A 4,832-nucleotide genomic window follows, 5' to 3' on the forward strand; every position below is an offset into this window, starting at 1 on the left:
GGTGTGTGGGCGGCCACCAGCGACGAGATCGCCGAGCACTACGTCCGTACCTTCACGGGCAGACCGTGACCGGGCGGGCGGTCACCGCGAAGGCCGTGGCCGAGCGGCCGCGAGCCACTTCGCCCTGGCTGACGATCACCGTGCTCTGCATCGGGCAAGTGATGATTGTCGTCGACCAGAACATCGTCAATGTCGCCCTCCCGACCGTGCAGCGCGGCCTCGGCTTCTCCGCGGAGAATCTGGTCTGGGTGGTCAACGCCTACGTCGTCCCGTTTGGCGGGCTGCTGATGCTCGCCGGCCGACTCGGTGACCTGATCGGGCGCAAGCGGGTCTTCCTCGTCGGCGTCGCACTCTTCAGCGCGGCCTCGCTGCTGTGCGGATTCGCGACCAGCGAGGCCACGCTGATCGGCTTCCGGTTCCTGCAAGGCGTCGGCGGCGCGATCGCCTCGGCCTGCATTCTCGGCATGGTGGCGACCCAGTTCACCGACGCGCGCCGGCAAGCCCAGGCCATCGGCGCCTACAGCTTCGCCTCCGCGGGCGGCGGCACGGTCGGGCCACTGCTCGGCGGCGTCCTGACCGACCTGCTCAGCTGGCACTGGATCTTCTTCATCAACGCACCGATCGGCGCGGCGGTCATCGCCCTCGGCCTTCGTGCGATCCCTAAGGACGAGTCGCAGGGCCTGGACAAGGGGACCGACTTCCTCGGTGCCGCCCTGGCCACGGCCGGCATGATGCTGCTCGTCTACACCATCGTCGACGCCGAGCAGGCCGGCTGGGCCTCCGCCCGGACCCTGCTGCTCGGCGTGCTCGCCCTCGCGCTGCTCGCCGGATTCGTCGTACGGCAGGCCCGCGCCGAGCGGCCGCTGCTGCCGCTGCGGCTGTTCCGCTCGCGGCGGCTGACCGCGGCGAACGCCGCGCAGTTCATGGTGATCGCAGGCATGTTCGGGCTGCTGTTCTTCGGGACGCTGTATCTGCAGCAGGTGCTTGGCTACAGCGCGCTCGCGGCGGGGCTCGGCTTCATGCCGGTCGCCGCTGTCATCGCGGTGATCTCGCTCGGCCTCTCGGCCCGCCTGATCATGAAGTTCGGGCAGCGGCCGCTCCTGTACCTGGGGCTCGTCCTGATCACGGCGGCCTTCATGCTGCTGTCGTTCAGCCGGGCGGACGGCATGTACGCGGTGGACTTCCTGCCCGCGTCCCTGCTGATGGGCATCGGTTTCGGCCTGGCCGCGCCCGCCATGATGGGGCTCGGCATGGCCGCCGTCGCCCCCGAGGAGTCCGGCATCGCCTCCGGCCTGTTCAACACCACTCAGCAGATCGGCGGCGCCATCGGCCTCGCCGTGATGAGCGCGGTCGTCACCGCCCGTACGAGCGGCCCCGAAGCGGGCGGCGCGGACAGCTTCGGATCCGGCGGCGAGGCCGCCAGGTCCGCGCTGCTCGAAGGTTATCACGCGGCCTTCCTGACCGCCGCCGGTTTCGTGGCGGCGGCCCTTGTCCTCGCCTTCGTGCTGCTGCGGGGAACTCCCGGAACCACCTCAAGGAGCCACTCATGACCACCCCTACGCGCACCCCCGCCGCCATCCCCCGCACCAGCCGCGAGATCCGCCTGGCCTCGCGCCCCACCGGCGCCCCCGGCGCCGAGAACTTCGAACTGGTCCACGCCGACATACCGGCGGACCTGGCCGACGGCGAGATCCTGGTCCGCAACGACTGGATGTCGGTCGACCCGTACATGCGCGGCCGGATGACCGATGTCCCCTCCTACATCCCGCCGAGCCAGCTCGGCGTCGCACTCGAGGGCAGCGCGGTGGGCGAGGTCGTCGCCTCCCGGGCGCCGGCGGTCCCGGCCGGTGCCACGGTGTCGCACTTCGCCGGGTGGCGGGAGTACGCAGCGCTGGACGCCGCCGCGGTCTCCGTGGTCGACACGGCGCTCGCCCCTGCCGAGGCGTACCTGGGGGCGCTGGGAACCACCGGTCTGACGGCGTACGCCGCCGTCACCGAGGTCGCGCCGGTGCAGGAGGGCCACGTGGTGTTCGTCTCCGCCGCGGCCGGCGCCGTCGGCAGCGTGGCCGGGCAGCTGGCCCGCCGCCTCGGCGCCGCGCGGGTGATCGGTTCGGCGGGCGGCCCGGCCAAGACGGCCAAGCTGCTCGACGACTTCGGCTTCGATGCGGCCCTGGACTACAAGGCCGCCCCCATCGCCGAGCAGCTGGCGAAGGCAGCTCCCGAAGGCATCGACATCTACCTAGACCACGTCGGCGGCGACCACCTGGAGGCGGCCATGGCCGCCTCCCGCCCCGGCGCCCGCTTCGCCTTGATCGGCGCGATCAGCGCGTACAACGCCACCGCCCCGGTGCCGGGCCCGACCAACCTTTTCCAGGCGTACACCAAGGAGCTCAGCCTGCGCGGCATGCTGGTGAACTCGTACTTCAGCCTCTTCCCCGACTGGATCAAGCAGGGCGCCGCCTGGCTGGCCGATGGCACCCTGCACACCGAGCAGACCGTGGTGCACGGCCTCGACCACGCCCCGGCCGCGTTCCTGGGCGTCCTCAGCGGCGCGAACACTGGCAAGATGCTCGTCCGCCTGGACAGCGGCGGCGCCAAGTGAGCGGCCGAGTGTGGGGGTGAGGGAGGGGGAGGGGAGAGCGTGATCGGCATCGACGGCCATCTAGGTGTGTCGTTCTGACACGTTGGTGACGCGGCTTGCTGGGGTTTGGCCGCTGATTCCGGTGTGGGGTCGGTGGTAGTTGTACCAGTCGAGCCAGTCGGCAAACGCTGCCTGGCGTTGGGTATCGCTGGTGTAGGGCTGGTGGTAGGCCCACTCGTCGAGCAGGGTGCGGTGGAAGCGTTCGACCTTGCCGTTGGTCTGCGGACGCCAGGGCCGTGTCCGGCGCGGCTGGATGCCCAGTTGGCGGCAGGTTTCGTGCCAGGTGGTTTTCGTGTAGGACCAGGCGTTGTCGGTCAGTACGCGTTCGACGGTGATGCCGTGGCCGGCGAACCAGGCGGCTGCCCGCCGCAGGAAGCCCGCGCAGGTGGCCGCCTTCTCGTCGGGCAGGTCTTCGGTGTAGGCGAGCCGGGAGTGGTCGTCCAATGCCGTGTGCAGGTAGGCCAGTCCGGCCCGGTCGCGGTTTCTGCGGCCCGCGGCCCGTCCCAGCACGCGGTGGCCGCCGCCGTCGGGGATGCGGCCCAGCTTCTTGACGTCGATGTGCAGCAGTTCGCCGGGCCGGTCGCGTTCGTAGCGGCGGACGGGCCGGCCGGTGGCCCGGTCGAGCGTGGCCAGCGGCGGCAGGTGATGGTCGCGCAGGATGCGGTGGACGGTCGAGGCGGCGATGTTGCTGCGTATCGCGATCCGCTGGGGGCCGATGCGGTGTTCCCGGCGTAGTCGTATCACCTGTTCCTCGACGCTGGCGGGGGTTTTGCCGGGTGAGTGGTGGGGGCGGCTGGAGCGGTCGTACATGCCCCGCCAGCCCTGGAGGCGGTAGCGGTCGGCCCAGCGTTTGGCGGTGGTGTGACTGACCTGGAACCGTTCGGCGGCCCGTCGCAGCGGCCAGCCGTCCTCCACGATGCACCAGGCCAGGCGCAGCCTGCCGGTGGGAGTGAGCGGCGCGTTACGGTGGCACATGAGGGCCTCCTGCACTCGGCGGTAGATGTCGCAATCACCACCGAAACCAGAAGGCCCTCACCCATGCAAGACCGCGACGGCGTCACCAATGTGCCCGAACAGCACATCTAGGGCCTGTGTGGAGTTGTGATCAAGGCTGTGCTTCGAGGTGCCGGATCCAGAGGAGGCCGGCACATAATTCGAGTCCGGCCTGGTAGCTTTCGGGTTTTTTGTCGTAGCGGACGGCGAGGCCGCGCCAGTCCTTGATCTTGTTGATGGTGCGTTCGACGCTGTTGCGGAGCTTGTACAGCTCCTTGTCGTAGGTGACGGGCCGTCCGCCGCGTGAGCCGCGTTTCTTGCGGTGGGCGGCCTGCTCCTTCTTCTCGGGGATGACCGCTTTGATCTCGCGTCTGCGCAGGTGGGAACGCGCCGCAGCGTCCGGAAACGCCGTCATCAAGGAAATCGCCTGAAGACCAGTGCCGCCGCAGCCGATCCCATCAGGAGTCTGGCGGGTCCTACCCGCTGCTTGCTGTCGCCGCCCGCCCTGTTACTCAAGACTCGTCTCCACAAGATGACCCAGGGCGCGCAGGTTATGAAACACCGGCAGGACGCCCGGCCGTCACGCCGATGTTCTGGAACCCCGGCGAGCATTCCCGCTTGCGGCGCGGCCACGCTGTTGACGGGGAAGGGCGCCCAGGACCAGATCACCAAGGTGCAGCTCAGAGGTTGAAACTCAAGCTCAGAGCGGACCACGGGATGTCGCACACACCAGCCGATTCGCCCACTGCCTGCCCTCCACCCCCGGACACCGCGTCCGTCAGCGCTTTATGCCCACACCCGCCAGCAGGCCGATCTGGGCGTCCGTCGGCTCCGTGCCGTCGGCGGGCCCGGCAGGACGCCAGCGGTGGCAGCAGCACAGGCCGGGCTCGATCAGGTCAAGGCCGTCGAAGAAGCGGCGTACATCGCTGTGCGAACGAAACTGCACCGGAGTCCCCGAACTGGTGTAGATCTCCGCGACCTTGTTCCAGGTGACGGGGTCGAAGTCGGGCGTGCAGTGGTTTATGGCGAGGGCACTGCCGGCCGGGAGCGGGTCGAGGAGCCGGCGGACGATGGCAAAGGGGTCGTGGGGGTCGGTGATGAAGTGCATGAGGGCGTTGAGGGAGAGCGCAATCGGCTGGTCGAAGTCCAGGACCTGTGAGTCCTCCACGGCGCTCATCAACGCGTCGGGGTCGGTGAC

At 69.6% G+C, this 4,832-nt stretch carries 4 protein-coding genes and 1 pseudogene; 2 read left to right on the top strand and 3 right to left on the bottom strand.

From position 1 onward, the window contains the following. The first annotated feature begins 65 nt into the window (after positions 1-65). The gene (locus ACQKIP_RS39840) at positions 66-1,550 is read left to right on the top strand and encodes an MFS transporter (protein ID WP_365863409.1); all 1,485 of its coding nucleotides are present in this window, start codon (positions 66-68) and stop codon (positions 1,548-1,550) included. Beyond that, a complete protein-coding gene (locus tag ACQKIP_RS39845) occupies positions 1,547-2,602 on the top strand; it encodes an NADP-dependent oxidoreductase (protein ID WP_427745284.1) in 1,056 nt (351 codons plus the stop codon). The genes ACQKIP_RS39840 and ACQKIP_RS39845 overlap by 4 nt, the downstream gene beginning before the upstream one ends. 60 nt (positions 2,603-2,662) lie before the next feature. Here the strand turns inward: ACQKIP_RS39845 and ACQKIP_RS39850 are convergent, their stop codons facing one another. The 3 genes and pseudogenes from ACQKIP_RS39850 to ACQKIP_RS39860 all read right to left on the bottom strand — a co-directional run. After that, positions 2,663-3,616 carry an IS481 family transposase gene (locus ACQKIP_RS39850; RefSeq protein WP_365863407.1) on the bottom strand — a complete coding sequence of 318 codons (954 nt, stop codon included), beginning with the start codon at positions 3,614-3,616 and terminating at the stop codon, positions 2,663-2,665. A gap of 130 nt (positions 3,617-3,746) precedes the next feature. Next, positions 3,747-4,118, bottom strand: a pseudogene (locus ACQKIP_RS39855) (IS5/IS1182 family transposase); the annotation flags it as partial. A gap of 294 nt (positions 4,119-4,412) precedes the next feature. Further along, positions 4,413-4,832: SAM-dependent methyltransferase (locus tag ACQKIP_RS39860; protein WP_427745285.1), on the bottom strand; the 420-nt coding region annotated here is incomplete at its 5' end.

The sequence above is a fragment of the Streptomyces sp. NPDC059900 genome (assembly GCF_050270335.1).
In the GTDB taxonomy this organism is placed as follows: Bacteria; Actinomycetota; Actinomycetes; order Streptomycetales; family Streptomycetaceae; genus Streptomyces.